The sequence below is a fragment of the Paenibacillus favisporus genome, assembly GCF_040545415.1.
Lineage (GTDB): Bacteria > Bacillota > Bacilli > Paenibacillales > Paenibacillaceae > Paenibacillus_AQ > Paenibacillus_AQ favisporus.
The window spans coordinates 847,547-868,275 of the sequence record NZ_JBEPLV010000003.1 but is presented as its reverse complement, the minus strand read 5'-3'; the positions used below and the strand labels follow the sequence as shown (position 1 = coordinate 868,275).

Genomic DNA, 20,729 nt, shown 5'->3' with positions numbered 1-20,729 from the left:
GGATGTACCGTTTATTTTATTTTGTTGATATGCAGCATGTATTCACCGCGCTGGAGCGGATTCAGCTGCCTCCGTTGATTGACGGGGATCGGTGATGCAGCGGCGATGTATCCGCCCGGCTTTACTGACATCACACCTTCTCCCCCAGTGAGCCCGTGCAGCTCGGTTTTTAAGATGTCGGCATTTCGCACCGGAATCGTTCCCGTGACATACACGCTGCCGTGATCGAACTTCGGTTCTTCAAACGTCCCGTCCAGCGCCGTGATCCGAAACAGCACTTTGCTGATGCTCGATTCGGGAAGACTGATCTGCAGTTCGCTGACCGGTTCGTACACCTGGGTCCCCGCTCTTTCCAGCGCTTTCATCAGAACAAGCGGTGTCAGCAGGCGGAAATCCTTTGCCGTGGATACGGGACTGCTGTAACCGCTGTGGGTCAGGGTAACCGTGATATCGGTAACACCCCACCCGTACAGCCCCTCCTGGAGGACCTCCGTTACGGTTTCCCGGATCGCCTTTTGAAACGACAGCGGAAGCGATCCCAGTTCAACCTCCAGGCGGTATACCAGACCGGAATCTACAGGCCCCGGCTCAACGCGGAAGCCGACCGTCGCCCAGAACGGGTTGTCCGGCTCGCCCATGCTTTCCGACGCCTCCCCGGAAGATACCGGCTTTTCGATGCAGATCACTTGCGGTGCCGAGAAAGCAGCCTCAATCGCATACCTCTCCCTCAGCGTTTCGAGCAGCACTTCCTGCTGCACCTTGCCGAAGACATGGATGATATTTTCGTGGGTATGAGAGTCGTATACATACTGCAGAAACGGGTCTTCCACGGTCAGTTCGCTCAGCGCCTGATGAAGCGGGTGACCGTCTTCCGGCCGGACCGCGGATACCGTCACTTGAATCGGAGGCTTCTGAAAACGGAATACCTTCATGCTCTCCGACACGCAGCCGATCACGTCCCCTACCTTCAACTGCTCGCTGCCAAAAATCGCGATATCCCCGGCATCGACGTGCTGAACCGGTTTCCTTTCGCCATCCTTCAGCCCGTACAGCTGTTTGATTTTTATCCGTTCCGACAGGCCATCCTGCGCGATGACCGTCACATCAGCCCGGGCCTGCAGCTGTCCGCCAAACAATCGGACAAAAACGAGCCGCTCCCCGCCCGCCTGGACAACCACTTTGAAGACCAGTCCTGACAACGGCAGAGCGGACAGCGTCTGCGATCGTTGGACAGGAAAATAACGGTCCAACCCGGAGAGCAGCTCCCGAACCCCCAAGCCTCTCGCTGCCGATCCGGCAAACAGCGGAAACGCAAGTCCCTGCCGGCTTTGTCTGCTCAGCTCCTGCCTCAGCCGTTCTTCCGTTATAACCTCATTATTTGCGAAATCCTCCATCAGCGCTTCGCTGCCCAAAGTCAGCACTTCGATCCAGCCGGAACCTCCGGGATCCGCCGGAACCACTTGAACAGACTCGGTTCCCTCTTGCTGGGCAACTGACACCTCACATATGCGTTCATCCAGCAGCTTGCGGATTAAGTCCCGCACCCGAATGAAATCCGCCCCAAGCCGATCGATTTTATTGATAAAGAAAATGACCGGGATCCCATGTTCCTTGAGTGTCTGCATCAGCACCCGTGTCTGTGCCTGCACTCCCTCAACCGCGGATACGACCAGAATCACGCCGTCCAGAACGCCAAGGGAATGTTCGACTTCGGAGATGAAGTCCGCATGCCCCGGCGTATCGATGACATTCACCTTCAGATCGCCCAGCATAAACGACACGGCTGCCGCTTTGATGGTGATCCCCCTTCTCCGTTCCATGTCCAACGAGTCGGTGATCGTACTGCCTTGGTCGACCGATCCCGCCTCCTCGATTACCCCTGCCTGATACAGAATTTGCTCCGTCAAAGTCGTTTTGCCGGCGTCAACATGGGCCAAAACTCCAATGTTTATCGTATCGTTCATATCGCTCTAACCTCACAGGTTTCATTAGATTGGATCCTTTCGGTTTCGTGTCGATATAGCGTTGCCGCATGCGTACCGCCTCCTGTATAATTTGTAAACTTATTGTATCCCTGTTCCGGACATCCGGAACGGGTATAAAATGCTTATAGCTAAAAAATATCCGGCCACGCTTTTTAAATAGCGCCAAAAAAAGACCGCTCCCATCAGGCCGGTAACCGGCTTGATAGGGCGATCCCAACAAACTTGCAGCGATTCAGCGATATTATATTTTGAACGAGATGGATACATCCTCGACTTTTCGGGACCAGATCATATGATGCTGCCCCTCTCCCCAATGGTTGTTCAGCACATAGTCCGCCTCGCCAAATTTCCGGGTCCAGATCCGCTGGGCGTCACGATACCCGCTGTCCAGGCAGAATTGTGAGATGCCTCTTGCCTGCAGAGTGAGCAGTATGGTGCTCCAGAGCGTGCTGCCGATACCTTGGCCGTGAAGCTCAGGGTGCACTAGAACGGTCCCGACTTCGATCACATCTCTCAGCGCATGGCCGGTGGATTCATCGATCAGGGAGCTGGAAGGCCCATACTCGATCGTTCCTGCGATCTTGCCTTCCATCCATGCGATGAGAAAATAACGCTGGCGGCCTTGCGATTCCAAATCCTGTCTGAGGTAATCCTGCTTAGAGGCGATTTCATGCTCGATATCATCGTGCAGGTCGGCTATGCCTTCCTTCTCAAACGTATCCGTGATCACCAGGCTAAAAAACGTATGTATTGCCTCGACATCCGCTGCCTTTGGTCTTCTGATCTCCAATTTTCCCATATGCCAACCCCCGAATCTGCTTCAGTATTCTATTAATATATCATGAAAGGGGATACCGGATGGATGCAAAAAACCGCCCGGAAGGATCCGGACGATTCATTGCACTGCGCTTATACCGCGATAATCTTTAGGAGACGACGAACTGAACGACGAGAGGAGTTCCTCCGTCCAGTGCATCACCTCCTGGAATGGTGATGGCGGTCGTCGTGACCGAGGACGTGTCCGCCGTCTGGAGCATTCCGTTGATAAAAAGATTGTAATATTTATACGCTCCAGGAAAAGCTGTGGCCGCCGTGCCTGCATCATTCGTAAATGCCGTGGCGGCCACGGTGAACGCAGCTCCTGTTCCGGTCCCCGAACCGATCGTGGACGTATACCGCAGGCTGTTCTGGTATGGTGTTACAATAGGCATCCTTGCTCACCTCCCTTCTCTATCAATAGATGCGATAGGATCAGAGAAGTGAGGGCAAGTCTAGAAAAATGTATGAAAACAGCGGTAGTTTCATAGCCAGCTTTACCGCGCCTATTGTCTTCGCAGTAACACAAGCGATTAACGCAATTTGGGTTATATCAATTTACACCTGCAAAGCGTATTTCTCGCGGGCAAGGCGCGTAGCTTCAACCATGTTCCGGAGCGAGGCTACGGTCTCTCCGATTCCCCGGGTTTTGAGTCCGCAGTCCGGATTGATCCAGAAGAGTTTCGGATCCAGCACCCGCAGAGCCCGGTCGATCATCCGGGTCATCTCCTCTACGTCCGGAACGCGGGGACTGTGAATGTCATAAACGCCGAGGCCGATACCCAGCGGGTAAGTATTCTCTTCGAAGCTCTGAATCAGCTCCCCGTGGCTCCGCGAGGTTTCAATGGAGATGACGTCCGCGTCCATGGCAATGATCGAATCGATCATGTCATGGAATTCGCAATAGCACATATGGGTATGGATTTGCGTTGAATTCTGCACCGTGCACGTAGTCAGCCGGAACGCCTTCACCGCCCATTCGAGATAGCCTTTCTGGTCCTTTTCCTTCAGCGGGAGCCCTTCACGGACGGCCGGCTCATCCACCTGGATCATGCCAATCCCCGCACTCTCCAGCGCCTCGACCTCTTGCCGCAATGCATAAGCCAATTGGTAGGCGATTTGCTCGCGGCTGATGTCATCGCGGACGAATGACCAGTTCATTATGGTGATCGGCCCGGTAAGCATGCCCTTGACCGGCAGCTTCGTCTTGGATTGGGCATACGCGGTCTCCTTGACCGTCATCGGGTTCTCCCAAGCGACGTCGCCGAAAATAATCGGCGGTTTGACGCAGCGGGAACCGTAGGATTGAACCCAGCCGTTCTGCGTAAAGGCAAACCCCGCCAGCTTTTCCCCGAAAAATTCGACCATGTCCGTCCGTTCAAATTCGCCGTGAACGAGTACATCAAGTCCGATTTCCTCCTGCAGCTGAATCCAGAGGTCGATTTGTTCCTGTATAAAATTCATGTACTGCTCGGCGTTCCATTCGCCTTTGCGCCACAGCTGGCGTGCCTTGCGCACCTCCGCTGACTGCGGGAAGCTGCCGATGGTTGTCGTTGGCAGAATAGGCAGCTGCCACCGTTCCTGCTGGATGTCGAGGCGCTTCGCAAAAGCAACCCCACGCTGCGCAGGCTCCGCGCTGACAGCGGCCACCGCCTGCTGGATATCGGTGCGGTTGCGTTCGCCGGAACGCTTGAGCGCGGTTACCGCCGCTTCACTCTTTTCCAGCTCAGCAGAGATTACCGATGCTCCGGATTGAACGGCCTTGCTTAGTAGCACGATTTCTTCCAGCTTCTCATCGGCGAAAGCCAATGCACCCAGAAGTTCGGGCTGAAGCTTCGCTTCTGCCTGAACCGTGACCGGTACATGCAGCAGGCTGCAGGAGGACTGGATCACCAGCCGTTCAGACGGCACGGTCGCCGCGATCTCGTTCAGCAGATCGAGCTTTTCGCGCAGGGATGCTTTCCAAATGCCGCGTCCATCGATGACACCCGCTCCAAGCACTTTATCCTGCGGAAACCCGAAGTCACGGATGGATTGCCGGTTCCCTGCTCCTCCGTGGACCAGATCCAGTCCGATTCCGTCGACTGGCAGCTGTGTAACCTCTTGATAACGTTCGACTGCTTCAAAATAGGTCTGCAGCATGATTTTGACGCCTGGCGCCGCAGCTTTGAGTGTTTGGTAAATCTTCTGCAGTCGGCCAATGTCTGCATCGCTTAGTTTCGTTACGAGGATCGGCTCATCCACCTGCACCCAGTTGACGCCTTCCTGCTCCAGCTCCTTCAGAACCTGAGCGTACAGCGGCAGCAGCCGATCAAGCCAGGCGTCCGTTTCCGATGCGGCATACCCTTTGGACAGCTTCAGGAAAGTGAGCGGTCCGACGATCACCGGTTTTCCTTCGATGCCAAGCTTGTCCTTGGCTTCACGGTAAGCCGCAAGTGGTTTGTTCTCGGTAAGGACCGGCGTGATGCCGCCCAGTTCCGGCACGATGTAATGGTAGTTCGTATTGAACCATTTGGTCATTTCGCAGGCAGTGGCGTCTTTGTTTCCTCTCGCCATCGCGAAGTAGACGGATACGGAAACGGGCCCGCCTTTGTATTCAAAACGATCCGGAATAATCCCGAACATAGCTGCCGTATCCAACACATGATCATAATAGCTGAAATCGTTGACCGGGATCAGATCGATTCCTTTGTCCCGCTGTTTGCTCAGATGATTCAAACGAATGTCCTGCAGCTGCGTGTGCAGCTCCAATTCTTCGATTTTACCGGACCAAAACGCCTCCAGCGCCTTCTTCCATTCCCGGTTTGCGCCGATGCGCGGATATCCCAAACTGCTGCTGTATGCCATCTTCGTTACCCCTTTGCAAATTGTTACCAAAAAGATAACACGTGACGTCTTCTGCCGTATAACTGGAAATAACTATATCTAGTTATAGCCGCAAGCTATAACGACCGCTCTTGTTCTAACAAAAATAAGCTCCACAGGCGGCTTGTTTACCCGCAGCTGCAGAGCTTTATCCATACTTTATTTAACGGACAGCAGACTGTCCGATATGAACTTCAGCTGAGCTTCCAAAGATACCGGGTCGTTGTACGTGTCCGCCTTCGGATTCAGCTGAAATACATGACCTGCTTTAACCGCGGGCAAGCTTTTCCATACCGGGTTGTCATAGACGATGTTCGGGTCGCTTGTGTCTCCTGACCACGGACATGTGAAAATGATATCTCCGGCAAATTCCGGGAGCTTCTCCATAGAGATCGTGGCCCAGCCGGTCCCGCTGTCAATCGCTTCCTTCTGTGCTTCCGGCGGCGCCTTCAAGCCGAATTCGTCATATATGATTTCTCCGCCGCGGCCGAAGTTATGTCCAAACACGTACAGCCCTTTGGCATAAGGGTTCAGGATGGACACCGTTTTGCTGCCTACCGCTTCCTGAATCTTGGGCTTCAGTTCATTAATCTTGTTTTCCCACTGCTCGACCCAAGCCTTCGCTTCTGCTTCTTTACCGGTCAGTTTTCCGAAGTCGATCATCTGATCCTTGTAATTCTTTTTACCATATTCGATGGCAACAACCGGTGCAATCTGCTCCAGCTGATCGATTCCGTCCGTCCCGGTATAGGTGATGATCAGATCCGGTTTCAGCGACAAAATTTTCTCGGGCGATGGCTCGCTGCCGACGCTTTCGACGCCGTCCAGCATGCCCTCGAAATACGGATTCTCCATGGCTCCTTCCAACACGCCGACCGGCTTGACGCCTAGCGCGAGAAAGTACCCTGTATAGAAATTCGTCAAATCGACGATCCGCTGCGGATGCTCGGGTACCTGAACATCGCCGTTGCCCGCATGGAACGTAACCGTTTTACCCGTTCCGGAGGACTCATCCCCCCCGGCTTGGGATGAAGACGTGTCAGACGATGATCCTGCTGAAGCAGCTCCAGCGGCCTCTCCTCCGCTTCCCGACGTCCCCGACCCTGCATTGGATCCGTTCCCGCCGCATGCCGCCAGCAGCAGGGCTATTCCTAACACACAGACCATCAGTGTGTATGGTTTTATAAATTTAAACAAATGAACCCACCCCTATGTATTTGATATTGATAATCATTATCAATATAGCATGACACTTCGGAGGTGGCAATTCATTTTTTAAGGAATCTGTTTTACAGTGACTAGTTCGATGCTCCTTTGTCCAATCTGCCTCTCGTTTGTATCCCCCTTCGTTCGGAAAGAACCAGTCCGGCGACGGTTAACAACGCGCCCCAGACCGCAGCTGCTGTGATCTCCTCGTGGAGGATCAAGGCCGCCGATGCAACGGTGATGACCGGCACGAGATAAATATATACACTGGTCTGCACGGGCCCAAGTACACCAACGCTCCAGTTCCAGGTGACAAAGCATACCGCCGATGCGCCCAGCCCAAGAAACAGCAGATTGGCTACATTGGCGCCGTCAGACAAACGCTCGAGGTTACCGGGGAGACCCTTAGTGAGCAAGACCGGAAGCATAAACAGAAGCCCATAGAAAAAGATCCGCCGCGTACAAGCAATGGTGTGATACCCCAGCCGGCTTATTTTGCGCGTGAGGATCGAATAGATTCCCCAAAACACGCATGCCAGTGCTGCCAGGGAGTCCCCGATCGGATTCAGCTTCAGCACAGTGCTTCCTTGCAGCGTGAGCAGGACCACTCCGCTCATGGCCACCGCGAAGCCAACGAAAAACAGCCCATCCAGCCTCCCTTCTTTTAAGAAAAGCCTGGACGTTACCGCTGTCACAAAAGGGGCGACCGAAACGATGATGCCGACGTTGGAAGCAAGCGTATAGGTTAACGCCACATTTTCCAGCAAAAAATACAAGGTTACCCCGCAAAGGCCCGCCCCCGCAAACAGCAGCTCTTCCCGGATCCGCCGGAATGGAACCATTCGGGGATGAACGGCGAGCAGTGCCACATATCCGATTGCGAAACGCAGCAGCAAAATGTCGAAGGGTTCAAAATCGTCCAGAAGCACTTTGGTCGATATGAACGTCGTCCCCCAAATCAGAATCGTTAAGAAGGCGGTCATATGGCCAGCGTTCCGGCTTTCAGACAGCTTCATATGCCTTGGTCCCCCTTAGTTGGCAGGACAGGCTCCATCTGTCTTTCATTCGAAAAAATACGCATATACTGGCGCGGCGTTAGACCGATAAACCGCTTGAAAAAGTTGCTGAAATGGCTTTGATCACTGAACCCGGTCAGCAGTGCCGTATCAGCCGGAGGCGTTCCCTGTTCCAGCAGTTTCTTGGCGTGTCCGATCCGCACCGTCTCCAGGTAGCTGTATGGGGATATGCCCCTTTCCCGGGTAAACGAGCGCAAAAAGTGGTACTTGCTGAGCCCTGCCAAAGCGCTTAAGTCATCCAGTGAAATGGCCCCTGCGAAGTTCGTCTCCATGTAATCACACACGTCCTGAAAGCCCGCTCTCCCCTCATAAGCCTCGTAGGCCGAGACATCCGTATATTCATGAATCAGCTGTCCCATTAGCAAAAAGAACTGTTCTTCCTTGATAAAATCAGACTCTCCCTCGCAGATCATGGCATGAAGTTCTCTCAGCGAAGGAGCAAGGTCGCTCTGGTACAGAACGGTTTGCGCAAACGCCGGCAAATAGCTTCGGCCCGTAATTTCCTGTGCGATTTCCATCATCCGCTGAGACTGGATATTTATGCAGCGGTAATCCAGGGCACGGCCGTCCACTTGCTCGCAGGCATGAACATCACGCGGATTGAAAATGATGATATCGCCAGGATTGATAATATATTCCCGCTGCCGGCATTCCAAATAGCGCTGCCCGCCTTCTATAAATCCGATCACGTAATAGTCGTGAAAATGAGGGGGAAATTTCTGTTTGACACCCACAAATCGGTATGCCTCGACCTGCAGGCTGGCGTCATAATAAACGGTTCGAATTTCGTCCGGCATGCCGTCACCTCCTTCTTTGTTTCTCTGTAAGGGTAACCGATGGCTCACCCGTAAGGATTGTATGATATTGCTCTAGGTACTGCCAAGCCGTGAACGCCATGGCTAATCATGTGTATCCAACGGAAAAAGCCCGCCAACATCCAGATTGGCGAGCTTCGTATCCCTTTCTATATGGTCTGAGGTCGGCCGAACTAAATGCTGAAATGCTCTTACCAGACGGCAACGCCCCCGTCGGTCCGGGGGTCGGTTCCTCCGCACAGCACACCGGTATCCGGATCTCTCCAGATGACCTGCCCCCGCCCAAACGAGCCGAAGTCGTGCGCAACCTGAACGTCATGTCCCATACGCTGGAGCCGTCTGACCATATGCATCGGAAAGTGAGGCTCGACCGTCACCGTCTTGCCCTTTACCCACTGCCATCTCGGGGCATCGAGCGCGGCCTGCGGATGAAGGCCGTAATCAATCAGGTTCATCGCCACCTGAACATGTCCCTGTGGCTGCATATACCCGCCCATCACGCCAAAAGGCCCCACCGGCTGTTCTCCTTTGGTGATAAAACCCGGGATGATGGTATGGTACGTCCTTTTTCCCGGCACCAGGCGGTTGGCATGATCCTCCTCCAGCGAAAATTCCAGCCCGCGGTTTTGCAGGGCGATCCCCGTACCGGGAACGACGATCCCTGATCCGAAGCCGGTATAGTTGCTCTGAATAAAAGAAACCATGTTGCCTTCACCATCTGCCGCCGCCAAGTACACCGTTCCGCTTGCGCGCGGCTCGCCTGCCGCCGGAACCATCGCTTCGCCGCCGATCAGCCCTCTTCGCAGCTCTCCGTATTCTTCCGTCAATAATTCATGAGGATCGACGGACATATGCGCAGCATCTGTTATGTAACGGGCACCGTCTGCAAACGCCAGCTTCATCGCCTCGATCTGACGGTGATATGAATCGGCCGATTCCTGGGATGCCGCCGGAAATCCCTTTAAAATATTGAGCGCAATCAAGGCGATCAAGCCTTGCCCGTTCGGAGGGATCTCCCAAATGTCGTAGCCGCGGTACGGAACCGACATCGGCTTCACCCACTCCGGCCTGAAGGCAGCCAGATCTTCTTCGCTCAAAAAACCGCCGGATCGGGAAATAAATCCGGCGATCCGCTCGGCCAGCTCCCCGCGGTAGAACGCTTCCGCTTCCGTCGATCCGATCAGGCGGAGCGTCCGCGCATGGTCGGGCGAGCGCCACATCTCGCCGGCCGCAGGCGGCCTGCCCCCCGGCGCAAACACGCTCAGCCACGGCGCAAATTCCTCGCCTTCGAGCGTGCTGTAGCGCCGGAAGGCGGCGTGCCAGTTGGCGGCGGCCGTTGGCGATACCGGGTAGCCATCCTCCGCATAGCGGATGGCCGGCTCCAGCGACTCGGCTAACGGCAGCCGGCCGAACTTGCGCGATAGCTCCGCCCAGGCGGCCGGCGTGCCCGGCACGGTCACCGGAATCGCGCCGTAGCGCGGCATCTCGTGATGCCCCAGCGCTTTCACCGCCTCGATCGAGATCGAGGCCGGAGCCGGGCCGCTGCTGTTCAGCCCGTGCAGCTGGCCTTTCGTCCACACGAGGGCAAAGGCGTCACCGCCGATTCCGTTCGAGCACGGCTCCACTACCGTCAGCGCTGCTGCGGTAGCGATCGCCGCATCGATGGCGTTGCCCCCGCGTTTCAGAATGTCCAAGCCTGCCGCTGAGGCAAGCGCCTGCGAAGTGGCCACCATGCCTTTATTCGCGTAAACCGGCAGCCTGTAGGAAGGATACGGATGATATAGAGGATCAAAGGACATGAATGCTTCAGCCTCCTGATTTCTTCGGTTTTGCCGGTAAACATATCATCCGGGTTTTAAACTGTCAATCATCTTTTCATATGCCACGTGCAGGATTCTGGCGGCGGGACTGCTGTTCTTACTCCCTATTTTCAGTCATATACTGAACCAGAAGAATGAACCAGAACCTTGCGGATGGATAGACCGCAGCGGCTCCGACTCTAATCAGAAGCGATTCTGATCAGGGTCTTTTTTCATCCCTGCGCATTCAAAATTTTGAAGGAGTGATCGAAAATGAATATGCTGACCAGATTTCTCCTCTATTTCGGCAAAGGCTTGCTGATCGCGGTCATCGCCGTTCCATTCCTGCTGTTCGTCATTATCGGCAGTTATGAAGACACGACGGCCATTGATGAATTTATGTCCCGCTTTTTTTAGGTAAACCTGCAGGCATTTGGGTCTGCCTTACAAGCTTGGATTCCCAATCCATGCCGATCAGAACCATGCCGGCAATGACAAGCAAGCCCCCTGCCCACTGCGGCCATCCGGCCTGTTCGTGCAGCAGCCACACGGATAGCGTCAGGGAAGTGAACGGCATCATACCCGAAAAGGCGGCCGCGGTCGAAGCTCTGCAGCGCCGGATGCCGGCATACCAGCAAATAAACGCCAAGGCGGTCACCACAGGACCATACCAGACAAGAGCCAGCCAACCTTGCCATCCCATTCCGGAGAGAGCCGCTAAAGGCTGCTCCGCCAAACAGGGGGCCAGGCTGATCAGCCATGCCATCGCGGAGACGAGCGTCGTCTGCACGACAGGATGTATAGCTTCGTGTTTCCCGCTGCTTTGGACTGCTGCTGCGCGGGACAGAACGTTGAACAGCGACTCGCAGCCGGCGGCACCCAGAACCAGAATGTTTCCAACCATATGTTCATTGCTGAAACGGCTTTCCGGCATAAACACGCCCTGGATCAGCAATATGCCGCAAACCGTGCCGGCGACGCCTAAAAAATGGGCGGCTTTCATCTTTTCGCGCAGGAACAGCACGGCCAACAATACCGTAATTGCGGGAGTGGCGCCGGTTAATATACCAGTCTCCACCGAGCTTGTACGGGTGAGACCGTAAAGCAAAAACATGCGGAACAGCAGGACGCCGAACACTGCCTGGCAGAACAGCAGCAGCCACTGCCTGGCAGACAGGGCCCGGATCGTTCTCAGCAGCTGCTCCATACAGAACGGCAGTAGACAAACCAGCGAGAACAAAAGGCCCATGGAAGTAATCGTAAACGTTCCAAGCTTACCGTTTACAAACGAAGCCGCCACGACAGAGGTGCCGGCAAGCCCAAATGCGCATAGCAGATACACATATCCTTTGATTCGATCCATTTTCAGCATCATCCCCGGTTCAGTAGTTTCGTTTCCAAAAGGCTGTTACAATCATAGTGGAACAAACTGGTACGGAAAAGGACCAGTTCATCCCGAATTAATACCAACCAGTTGGAGGATGCCATGTGGGGAATCGAGTTGGACCGGAGCTTGGACATTTCATTGAAACGTCAGATTTATCAGAGGCTGAGGGATCAAATGATAAACGGGATTCTGAAGGAGGGCTCGCCCCTCCCTTCGACCCGTGAATTGGCCCAGACGCTGGCCGTGTCACGGAATACCGTGAATGAAGCGTATGACATGCTGATCGCCGAAGGGTACGCAGAAAGCCGGCAGGGGGCGCCTACCCGGGTTGTTGGAGGGTTAATTCTGGATCAAGCGAAGCAGACCGCATTTCAGCAGCATCAAGAAGCGATCCCTGTTCCTTCCTTTCGGGCGGACTTCAAAACAGGCCAGCCGGATCTGCGCCAGTTTCCGCGTTACGCTTGGCAGCGGGTATTCCAGAAGGCCTTGGACGAAATGCCGGTGGAGCTTCTGGGATATGGCGGCCCTCAAGGCCTGGTACAGCTGCGCGAAGAGATTGCCGCCTGGCTATTGCGCAGCAAAGGACTGACGGTTGACGCCGGTGATATTTATATTACCGCAGGCGCCACGCAGGCGCTTCACTTGGTTGCCGACCTGCTCCATACGGACCATCCGGAAATGTTGGCCGAGGATCCCTGTAATATTGAGATGATCCAGACTTTTATTCAAAAAGGATACACGGTGACGCCGGTTCCCGTCGATGCCCATGGGATTCAGACCGATGCCTTATCCTTGGATCACCACGGGCCGATATACGTTACACCATCGCATCAATTTCCTCTTGGGGGTATTTTGCCTGCAACCAGGCGAGCCGAGCTGATCCGCTTTGCGCGCCGCTGCGGAAGCTATGTCATTGAGGACGACTATGACAGCGAATACAGATATTACGGGGAACCGGCAGCACCACTGTATGCGATGGCCCCGGACCGGGTCATTTATATCGGCACGTTCAGCAAAGTTCTGTTTCCTGCGCTCCGGATCGGGTATGTTCTTGTTCCCCGCGAGCTGCAAAGCCGCTGGAGAAGGCTGCGCACCTATACGGACGTGCAAAATCCGCCATTTGAACAAGCGGCGCTGGCCGAGTTTTTGCGTACCCGCAAATTCGACCGGCATATCGCAAGGATGAAGAAGCTGTACAGAGAACGGCGCCAGGCTCTCCTCGATGCGCTGACGGACTGTTTTGAAGAGCAATGGCGTCCATGGGGCGATGCGGCAGGGCTGCATTTGGCCGTTGAGTTTACCGGCATGGCCTTCGATGATTCGTTTCGGGATCATGCACGCCGGAGCGGGATACGCACGGTCCCCGTGGAGCATCACTGCATCCGGAAAGGAAGGCACACCGACAAGCTGCTGCTTGGCTACGGTCATCTGGAACCCGGTGAAATCCGCTATAGCGTTCAATATCTTCAGCAGTTTGCAGCGGAGTATTTTAAGGAACATGCCCTTCATCGTTAGAGCTGCAATAAATCATCATACGTGAGGACATTTGATGTCATTCGCTCAAACGAGCCGTGTTCCAGCAGGTCGCTTCCGATCCGGTGGAGCATCGATATCACGGCGCGGAAAGGGCCGGATCCGGTGCTGATCCGTTCAATCCCCATCGACTGCAGCTCATGAAGGGACGGCATACCGGCGCCGGCCAGCAGGTTGACCGGACCACCGATTTCTTTCCGAAGGATGCGGATCGCAGCAATATCTGTAACGCCGGGCACAAAGACGCCGTCGGCCCCCGCTTCCCTGTAAGCCTTAGTTCGTTTAAGCGTTTCCTCCAGCATGTCCGCCGGCGTTCCCTTTCGAATCCAATAAGAATCCGTCCGGGCGTTCATAAACACCGGGATGCCCAACCGGTTGATGGACTGTCGGATGGCGGCTATTTTTTTCTGCTGGTCAGAGATATCATACAGCCCGTCTCGGGGATTCATCTTGCTGTCTTCCAGGTTGATCCCTACTGCGCCTGATTCGATCACTTGTCTGACCGAATTAGCGACTTCTTCCGGCGTCGATCCATACCCGTCTTCCATATCTATGGTAACCGGGATGCTCACGGCCTGAACGATCTCCCGGACCGCGGCTAACATCGTGTCAAACGGCATGCTCCGGTCCGTGTAACCATGGGCGGCGGCAATGCCTGCGCTGGTCGTGCCTACGGCCTTGAATCCGCACTGCTCGAAGACCTTGGCGCTTGCCGCATCCCAAGCGTTGGGCAGAAGGAAGGTCTGTGTATGAAGCTCTTTGAAATCGATTGCTTTACATTTTTGTTCCGTCCAGTCCATTTTTCGCTCCTCCTGTCGATGTTGTCTTGTAGTCGCGCGTTGTTTGCATTATAACTTCCTTTTTATTCGGTGTTCATCGAAGTATGGAATGCAGCACCTAATGTTTATCTAGAATGGTGGCGGCGACCGAATCGCCCCTTCGAAGACACAGGAAACATTCCGTGAACAGAAAAAAAGCCTGCGGTGCAGGCTTTAACAACGAGTACATTAAAAGATTCGATATTTTGCAAACAAGTTCATCATGAAACCTGCATTCATTTCATTCTTCCACCTTAATCCGCAGTTCACCCACTGCCAAACCGTCCCCAGCTGCGGTGATCACCACTTCGCCGGTCTCCAGTCCCGAATGAACGACTAGGAGGCACCGGCCTCCGCGCGTTTTCCTGCGGCTGCTCTTATAAGGCTCGTGGTCGCGCAAATCGCCGTTATCTACGCCAATGATCTCGCCTTTATCTTGAACGTCGAAGCTTAACTCGAAGTCCGAATTCGGGACGACGATCCCCTGCTCATCCACGACGCTGACTTCGATATGCGCGATATCACGGGCGTCCGCCCTCAGCAGGGAGCGGTCGGTGTCCAGTACGATCCGATGCGGCGCTCCTGCCGTTTTCATCTCATACTCGGATACGATCGCATCGCCGTTACGGCCGACCGCACGAATGGTGCCGGCATGGTATGGCACATGCCATTCCATGAGGCGGTTCGGGTAATCCGTCAGCTTCCGCACGCCATACGATTCGTTGTTGATGAACAGCTCCACGCTCTCACAATTGGTGAACGTAACAAGCCTCATCAATCTGCCCGCCTGCTCGGGAAAGGTCCAGTGGCTCGCGAGCCCCGGCGATTTCCAATGCAGCGTCCACTGCGCGCCCGCATCTTCTTGTGCCGGATCGAACACGGCGATATGAACCATCGGCTCTTCCGACCAGAAGCTTTGCTGCAAATAAGAGATCGGTTTGCGGAAGCCGCAGGTATCGATCAGTCCAGATGCCCAGCCTTTGTACGGGTATGAAGCCTCTCCCAGATAATCAATCCCTGCCCAAACGAATTGCCCAATCACATAGTCATACTTCTCGACATCAAACCAAGGATTGACCGGAAGGTAGCCTTTCACGCGGTTGCCTTCCCCCCGGTAGTAGGGGAACGTCTCGGTGCCGACGATCAGCGTATCCGGCATAGCTTCCCGGTAATGCTCATACCACTGCTCCTGATAATTAAGCCCCAGAATATCGACCAGCTCCGCCATCTTTTTCGTATGCAGGACCTTGTCTTCAATCGGGCCTTCTCGCAGGCTGATCGGCACATTATGCGGTTCGAGCGCGCAGGTGACAGGGCGAGTCGGATCCAGCTTGCGGCAGTAGTCGGTAAGCTGCTTCAGCATAACCAGCATGGATGGCTGCCCTTGATTTTCGACCTCATTGCCGACGCTCCACAGAAAAATGCTCGGATGGTTCCGGTCCCGGATCAGCATCGCCTCCAGATCCTTTTCCCACCAATCATCATACAGGTGCTCATAATACAGCGATTTCCACTTGTCGAACGCTTCATCAATGACCAGAAAGCCCATGCGGTCGCATAGATCAAGCAGCTCCGGGGCCATCGGGTTATGGGCAAAGCGAATCGCATTGCAGCCCATTTCCTTCAGCCTCTCCAGCCTGCGCTTCATGGCCTGATTATTGTAGGCTGCACCCAGGCAGCCCAGATCGTGGTGGATGCACACGCCCTTCAGCTTCAAAGGCACCCCGTTGAGAATGAGGCCCCGGTTCGGGTCCAGCACGACTTCCCGGATACCAAACGGCGTAATATATTCATCAGTTTCGGCTCCGTCCCGAACAATCGTTGTCCGGGCATAATACAAGTCCGGCTGCTCCGGCGACCACAAATGCGGAGAGGGGATCACCGTTTCCTGATTGACCGTAACCTCTTCAGAAGCAGATACGGTCACAGGAGACTCACATTTCCCCAAAACCACCCCCCGGCTGTCCACGAATTCGGTAATAACCGTACAATCCGCAGGCTCTTCGCCATGATGGTTTACCCGGATTTGCGCGTGGACCGTTGCTTTATCCGGGTGGATCTCCGGTGTTGTTATGAAAGTTCCCCACGCTGCAACATGCAGCTCATCCGTCCGAATCATCCATACGTTGCGGTAAATACCCGAGCCCGAATACCACCGGTCGGATGGCATCGGCGTATTGTCCACCTTGACCGCGATCACATTGTCTTGATCCCACTTGATGTAAGGCGTCAGGTCGTACTGAAAGCTGACATACCCGTATGGCCGTTTTCCGGCGAAATGACCGTTGATCCAAACCTCGCTGTTATGATGAACCCCATCAAACTGAATATAGAGGCGCTCCTTGTCGGATGACGACTTGATATGGAAGTGCTTTCTGTACCATCCCACGTTCCATCGCGGCAAGTAAGCCTGCATGCCGCCGAATGCCATGGCGGGATCCACCTGCTGCTCGATGCTCCAGTCATGCGGAACCTGCAGCTTCCGCCACTCCTGATCTTTAAAATCCGGCTGTTGGGCGCCTGCGTAATTTCCCAGGGCGAACAACCAGCCCGAATTGAATGAGCTCATCTTCCTGCTTCGGGTTCCCGCTTCCATTGTCAGTTCTGCCATGAGCCAACCTCCTGCTCTACTCGTTAGGAATATGATCGTTGAATGACTAATAGATGGTTCTGCCGGCTGCATCCGGAATACCGGATTTTCGGTAAAAGTACGTATTTATGACATCCCGCCATTCTTTGGCATGGTCCAATTGAATATGCAGCCGCTCCCAGACATTCCGGTAGCGCCATTCATCGATATGACCTTCCAGCTTGCTCCAACGCCCGATCAGCTGCTCCACACCCTCCACACCGTCGAAATGGGTGTCATAAATATGCTGGATCACCGTCTTGCCGGAATGAAGCACATGGCTGTACGGAACGTGATGGAAGAACAGCAGCAGCTCATCCGGGCACGAATCCAGCGATTCATACCGCTGTGCATTTTCGGGGAAATATTGGGAGACATAGCCGGTTCCGTCCTTGACCGTCCGGTTTACGCCGATGCCGTGACAATCGGCAAAATGATACGTTCCCCACACCGAATACTCGTACCCGTCGACATTCGGTCCATAGTGATGCCCCGGGTTGACCATCCAGCCGACGCCAAGCGGTGAGGTGTAGCTCTCGTAAATATGCCATGAGTCTGCAAGCATGCGCTTCACTTCCTCAAAAACCGAGGAATCATCGCCAAATGTAAGACGAATCCATTCGTCCGTGATATCCTTTTCGGTCAGATCCGGATTCCAGGCGAGGCGGCCGTACCCGTAAAGGTTGGCCTGCGCCAGCGTATGCCCGGTCCAATTGTGGTCATCTCCCACGTTAATGACGGCGGCAATCCCGCAGGCTCGATAAGGGTAGATCCCCCCGGAAACCACTTTCTTGACCTCGGTGCCCTGGCCATGGGCGAACGTATCAAAATCTAGGATTTCTTTCCACTGGGGAACAAGATAGCACAGATGCTTCTGCTGCCCCGTATACTCCTGCGTGATTTGAAACTCCAGCATCTGATTCGTGCCGGGCATGGCTCCAAGGAGCGGGGATACCGCTTCACGGACCTGAAAGTCTATCGGACCGTTTTTGATTTGGAGAATGACGTTGTTTTTGAACTGTCCATCCAGTGGTTTAAAATGGTCGTAAGCTGCGCGGGCCCGGTCCGTTGACCGGTCTCTCCAATCCTGAAGACAGTTGTACACGAAGCATCTCCAAATGACGAGCCCGCCGAACGGCTCCAGCGCTTCCGCCAGCATGTTCGAACCGTCCGCATGCGTACGGTCATATGTAAACGGGCCCGGACGATGCTCCGAATCCGCCTTTACGACAAATCCGCCGAAATCGGGAATATATTCGTATATTTCTTTTGCTTTTTCCTTCCACCAATCGCCCACCCGGGAGTCCAACGGATCGGCCGTGTCCAGTCCGCCAAGCTCCATCGGGCTTGCATAGTTGACGCTGAGAAACAATCGAATGCCGTAACGGCGGAAAATCCCGGCCACGTTCGCCACGTCCGGCAGAAACTGCCGAGTAATCAACTGCGTTTCCGTTCGGTGGACATTGACGTTGTTTATCGCGATGCCGTTGATGCCGATGGAGGCCATCAGCCTGGCATAATCCCGGATACGGGCGTCATCCTCAACAAACCGGTTATCATGAAAAAAGATCGATCTGCCGGCATACCCCCGCTCAATGGAACCGTCCATATTGTCCCAATGGTTCATCATGCGCAGCGGATTCCGCGGGCTGTCCGTCACATCCAGTTGGTCCAGTTCCTGTCCGGTCCGCAGAATCCGCAGCAGATGAAATGTGCCGTACAAGAGGCCCCTGTCCGTATTCGCCATCACATACAGCGAACCGCCGCCGTTCTCGGGATGACGCCGGATGGCATACCCTTCTTCCCCCAGATCCTTGATTCGTGCTGCATCCATCCATTCTTCCGGTACACCGATCTCCTCGAGTAAAGCAAGCCGGATCAGGTTCGATGCCTGCCGATCCGGGTCTGACACGATGGTAGGAAGGGTGCCTGTCATTTCGCGAATGCCGTGCGTGAGTTCGGCGAGCGCGGAATCGATCACATCCGAATTGCCATATACCGCGATTTGGGTCAGTTCCTTCATCCCGGCGAGTGATTCATTTTTCGTATAGCTGAGCCAGCCCTGATCCGCTGACGAGTATGGAAGCCTTGCCTCTTGCGCCATGAGCTTCTCGTCCCTCCCGATGATCTTTATATAAAATAATGCGGATATTTCTCTTTTAAAAAGTCCTGCTCCACGACGACTAGGCGGAGATGCTGCTCCATCACCTTCATCGCGTGTTCTTTATCCTGCTGAATGATCAGCTGGTAGATTTCCTTATGCTGACGAATAATATTTTCCCAGTTGGAGTCTTTGGAGAGCCGGAGCAGCCGCAGCCTGTTAAAATGAATGTTCAGCTGCTGCAGCATTTTCCACGTCCGCTGTTTGCCGGTGGCGTCAAACAGGATCTGATGGTACTCTTCATCCAGCTCAAACAGCCTGTAGAAATTGTTCTGCCCTGCACAAACATCCTGCATGGCAATGTTCGCTTCAATCTTGAACCGGGCGTCTTTATCCAATTGGTCGCAGGCAAGCGCCACGATTTCTTTTTCCAGCTTCTCGCGGATAAACCGGCCTTCCTCCACATGCTTCAGGTTAATGCGGGACACAATGGTGCCGCTCTGCGGGATGATGTCCAGCAGTTCTTCTTCCGCCAGCTTCATAAACGCTTCCCTGACGGGCGTTCTGCTGACGTTCAGCTCGTCTGCGATTTCCTTCTCCGAAATTTTGGTGCCGGGTTCGAGCTCCAAATGAAGAATTCTTTCCCTCAGCAGGTTATAGGAATAAGCCCTGGTGGAACCCTTGATTTTCTGCTCTGTCGACATTACGGTTACCTCTTTCTACTTGCTTTCATTTCACAACACGCGAAGGTTGAAATGACTGCCAAACATTCTTTTTTTAAAAATAATTTAGTCGGACACACTGCGGACACTTACAGGATTTCTACCATCGAACCGCTTGGAATAAAGTGGACCGGAAGTCCGTGAAATCTGCCGGCAAGCCGTTCGCTGATCAGCTTCATCCCCGGTTCCTCGCTGGCGGCATGACCCAGCATAAGCAGCGCTTTGGCTCGTCCCTGCGCGGATGCATCCCGGACATATTCGGGTGTTTCCCATTCCGGCCCTTCACCGATGATCATCAAATCCAGACGTTCTTGCTCGAATAACGGGATCGCGTGCTGTCCACCTCCCCTGTACCCGACAGCAACTCCGATTTGCCCGCAGACTGTCTTGGGATCGCCGACGGCGCGCAGATAGGGCAGATTCAGCTTCTGTTTTACATGCTCGGCGATGTCAGATAATCTACGGCTTTGCGGCAGCTGCACAACGGAAGCCGTTCCGAGATCCCGGTGCTCATAATCCTGCCATCCCAATGCTTCGATCAGTCCCGCCGTGATGATATCCGGCCGATAACTGTGCGGATGATCGTGAAACCGGTAAATGATCATATCCTCCGATTCGATCAGCTTCCGCTTTGCCGCATGAACGGGATCTTCCGGAGCGAAGCCCTTCTGTTCCTGATGACTGTAAAAAGCCCCTTCGTGCGTAACCAGCAGATTCACCCCAAGCCGGATGGCCTCAAGGACAATATCATGGGAAGCGATGAAAGCGACCCCGATTCCGCGGACCTCCGCTTCGAGAGATCCGGCGATGATCCGGTCGATCCGGGATTCCAAATCCCCGGCGGGTTCCGTTAAATACGTTACGACCTCCTGAGCGGTAACACGCAAACCATTCACTCCTTCGGACCATGAAAAGCATGGATGTTCGTGGTGGATGTCATGCTAATACGGCATAACGCCCGGCGAGTTGAAAACAGG

The 20,729-nt window shown here is 54.4% G+C and carries 16 protein-coding genes; 2 read left to right on the top strand and 14 right to left on the bottom strand.

Translation table 11 applies throughout. The features are described 5' to 3' along the window. Nucleotides 1-11 precede the first annotated feature (11 nt). The 8 genes from ABID47_RS17045 to ABID47_RS17010 form a co-directional block, all read right to left on the bottom strand. Complete coding sequence (locus ABID47_RS17045) at nt 12-1,964, bottom strand: translation factor GTPase family protein (protein WP_354498431.1); 1,953 nt, start codon at nt 1,962-1,964, stop codon at nt 12-14. 262 nt (nt 1,965-2,226) lie between these two features. Beyond that, nucleotides 2,227-2,784 (bottom strand): GNAT family N-acetyltransferase, encoded by a 558-nt coding sequence (locus tag ABID47_RS17040; protein ID WP_354498429.1) that lies wholly within the window; start codon nt 2,782-2,784, stop codon nt 2,227-2,229. Nucleotides 2,785-2,911: 127 nt separating this feature from the next. After that, entirely contained in the window at nt 2,912-3,196 is a 285-nt protein-coding gene (locus ABID47_RS17035) for a DUF4183 domain-containing protein (RefSeq protein ID WP_076166384.1), read from the bottom strand. A gap of 163 nt (nt 3,197-3,359) precedes the next feature. Next, on the bottom strand, nt 3,360-5,648 hold the full coding sequence (gene metE / locus ABID47_RS17030; protein WP_354498426.1) for a 5-methyltetrahydropteroyltriglutamate--homocysteine S-methyltransferase: 2,289 nt from the start codon (nt 5,646-5,648) through the stop codon (nt 3,360-3,362). 177 nt (nt 5,649-5,825) lie between these two features. Continuing rightward, nucleotides 5,826-6,863, bottom strand: coding sequence for an iron-hydroxamate ABC transporter substrate-binding protein (locus ABID47_RS17025; protein ID WP_354498424.1), 1,038 nt, complete (start codon nt 6,861-6,863; stop codon nt 5,826-5,828). 101 nt (nt 6,864-6,964) lie between these two features. Next, the gene (locus ABID47_RS17020; RefSeq protein ID WP_354498422.1) at nt 6,965-7,888 is read right to left on the bottom strand and encodes a DMT family transporter; all 924 of its coding nucleotides are present in this window, start codon (nt 7,886-7,888) and stop codon (nt 6,965-6,967) included. Next, nucleotides 7,885-8,745 (bottom strand): AraC family transcriptional regulator, encoded by an 861-nt coding sequence (locus tag ABID47_RS17015; protein ID WP_354498420.1) that lies wholly within the window; start codon nt 8,743-8,745, stop codon nt 7,885-7,887. Before ABID47_RS17015 ends, ABID47_RS17020 begins: the two co-directional genes overlap by 4 nt. Before the next feature lie 209 nt (nt 8,746-8,954). Further along, nucleotides 8,955-10,562 (bottom strand): gamma-glutamyltransferase family protein, encoded by a 1,608-nt coding sequence (locus ABID47_RS17010; protein ID WP_354498418.1) that lies wholly within the window; start codon nt 10,560-10,562, stop codon nt 8,955-8,957. A gap of 273 nt (nt 10,563-10,835) precedes the next feature. Here ABID47_RS17010 and ABID47_RS17005 point away from each other — a divergent pair, with 273 nt between their 5' ends. After that, nucleotides 10,836-10,979, top strand: a complete 144-nt coding sequence (locus ABID47_RS17005) for a hypothetical protein (protein ID WP_163873822.1) — start codon at nt 10,836-10,838, stop codon at nt 10,977-10,979. On the opposite strand, the gene ABID47_RS17000 is transcribed toward ABID47_RS17005, so the two are convergent. Further along, nucleotides 10,960-11,925 carry a DMT family transporter gene (locus tag ABID47_RS17000; protein WP_354498416.1) on the bottom strand — a complete coding sequence of 322 codons (966 nt, stop codon included), beginning with the start codon at nt 11,923-11,925 and terminating at the stop codon, nt 10,960-10,962. The two genes, ABID47_RS17005 and ABID47_RS17000, sit on opposite strands and share 20 nt — an antisense overlap. A gap of 123 nt (nt 11,926-12,048) precedes the next feature. Here ABID47_RS17000 and pdxR point away from each other — a divergent pair, with 123 nt between their 5' ends. Then, the gene (gene pdxR, locus ABID47_RS16995; protein ID WP_354498414.1) at nt 12,049-13,464 is read left to right on the top strand and encodes a MocR-like pyridoxine biosynthesis transcription factor PdxR; all 1,416 of its coding nucleotides are present in this window, start codon (nt 12,049-12,051) and stop codon (nt 13,462-13,464) included. Here pdxR and ABID47_RS16990 read toward each other — a convergent pair. The 5 genes from ABID47_RS16990 to ABID47_RS16970 form a co-directional block, all read right to left on the bottom strand. Further along, entirely contained in the window at nt 13,461-14,282 is an 822-nt protein-coding gene (locus tag ABID47_RS16990; RefSeq protein ID WP_251675361.1) for an isocitrate lyase/PEP mutase family protein, read from the bottom strand. The two genes, pdxR and ABID47_RS16990, sit on opposite strands and share 4 nt — an antisense overlap. A gap of 259 nt (nt 14,283-14,541) precedes the next feature. Then, nucleotides 14,542-16,911 (bottom strand): glycoside hydrolase family 2 TIM barrel-domain containing protein, encoded by a 2,370-nt coding sequence (locus ABID47_RS16985; RefSeq protein WP_354498411.1) that lies wholly within the window; start codon nt 16,909-16,911, stop codon nt 14,542-14,544. Between the two features lie 46 nt (nt 16,912-16,957). Continuing rightward, nucleotides 16,958-19,033, bottom strand: a complete 2,076-nt coding sequence (locus ABID47_RS16980; protein ID WP_354498409.1) for an alpha-glucuronidase family glycosyl hydrolase — start codon at nt 19,031-19,033, stop codon at nt 16,958-16,960. Between the two features lie 26 nt (nt 19,034-19,059). Next, nucleotides 19,060-19,734, bottom strand: coding sequence for a GntR family transcriptional regulator (locus tag ABID47_RS16975; protein ID WP_076166482.1), 675 nt, complete (start codon nt 19,732-19,734; stop codon nt 19,060-19,062). 107 nt (nt 19,735-19,841) lie between these two features. Beyond that, complete coding sequence (locus ABID47_RS16970; protein WP_354498407.1) at nt 19,842-20,648, bottom strand: Nif3-like dinuclear metal center hexameric protein; 807 nt, start codon at nt 20,646-20,648, stop codon at nt 19,842-19,844. Between the last annotated feature and the right edge of the window lie 81 nt (nt 20,649-20,729).

Coding starts and splice junctions, on each gene's coding strand:
- ABID47_RS17045 (WP_354498431.1), bottom strand. CDS start 1,964: ATGAACGATACGATAAACATTGGAGTTTTGGCCCATGTTGACGCCGGC.
- ABID47_RS17040 (WP_354498429.1), bottom strand. CDS start 2,784: ATGGGAAAATTGGAGATCAGAAGACCAAAGGCAGCGGATGTCGAGGCA.
- ABID47_RS17035 (WP_076166384.1), bottom strand. CDS start 3,196: ATGCCTATTGTAACACCATACCAGAACAGCCTGCGGTATACGTCCACG.
- metE (WP_354498426.1), bottom strand. CDS start 5,648: ATGGCATACAGCAGCAGTTTGGGATATCCGCGCATCGGCGCAAACCGG.
- ABID47_RS17020 (WP_354498422.1), bottom strand. CDS start 7,888: ATGAAGCTGTCTGAAAGCCGGAACGCTGGCCATATGACCGCCTTCTTA.
- ABID47_RS17015 (WP_354498420.1), bottom strand. CDS start 8,745: ATGCCGGACGAAATTCGAACCGTTTATTATGACGCCAGCCTGCAGGTC.
- ABID47_RS17010 (WP_354498418.1), bottom strand. CDS start 10,562: ATGTCCTTTGATCCTCTATATCATCCGTATCCTTCCTACAGGCTGCCG.
- ABID47_RS17005 (WP_163873822.1), top strand. CDS start 10,836: ATGAATATGCTGACCAGATTTCTCCTCTATTTCGGCAAAGGCTTGCTG.
- ABID47_RS17000 (WP_354498416.1), bottom strand. CDS start 11,925: ATGGATCGAATCAAAGGATATGTGTATCTGCTATGCGCATTTGGGCTT.
- pdxR (WP_354498414.1), top strand. CDS start 12,049: ATGTGGGGAATCGAGTTGGACCGGAGCTTGGACATTTCATTGAAACGT.
- ABID47_RS16990 (WP_251675361.1), bottom strand. CDS start 14,282: ATGGACTGGACGGAACAAAAATGTAAAGCAATCGATTTCAAAGAGCTT.
- ABID47_RS16985 (WP_354498411.1), bottom strand. CDS start 16,911: ATGGCAGAACTGACAATGGAAGCGGGAACCCGAAGCAGGAAGATGAGC.
- ABID47_RS16980 (WP_354498409.1), bottom strand. CDS start 19,033: ATGGCGCAAGAGGCAAGGCTTCCATACTCGTCAGCGGATCAGGGCTGG.
- ABID47_RS16975 (WP_076166482.1), bottom strand. CDS start 19,734: ATGTCGACAGAGCAGAAAATCAAGGGTTCCACCAGGGCTTATTCCTAT.